General features: G+C 59.1%; 1 protein-coding gene. It reads right to left on the reverse strand.

Annotated features, from left to right (window positions below):
- The coding region (locus tag C5P05_RS00375; protein ID WP_198674559.1) for a carbohydrate porin at positions 1-341 on the reverse strand (341 nt) is incomplete at its 3' end.
- Positions 342-406 lie beyond the last annotated feature (65 nt).

Here is a 406-nt window from a genome sequence, read left to right on the forward strand (position 1 = left end):
GGGAACAGGTCAGCCGCTTCAAAACGGCCGAGCTTGACGTCACCGCCGGTCGAGCCCACTTGAATCCACATATCGTCAGCCGCGACCGTGCCGTCTTTCTTGGCCAGGAAAGCGGCCTTGCCAGCCACAAACATGTTGGCACCGGCCTTGCCGGTGGCGTTCATTTCAACCCGGCCGCCCTGGCCCAGACCCTTGTCGGTTTCGGCGACAGCGTTGCCGCTGCGGTAGGTGTTGTCGAGCTCGATGTTGGCGTCAAACGCGGCAGCAAATGCCGCGCCACTCAGGGACAGGACAGCCGTAGCGACCGCCGTACGAACGGAAATATTGACAGTGTGATTCATGAAAATGGCCAGTGATGAAAGTTAAAAACGGCAGATCTAAACGCTGCCAATGCGGCTCTTGTGGG

The sequence above is a fragment of the Rhodoferax ferrireducens genome (assembly GCF_003347515.1).
GTDB lineage: Bacteria > Pseudomonadota > Gammaproteobacteria > Burkholderiales > Burkholderiaceae_C > Rhodoferax.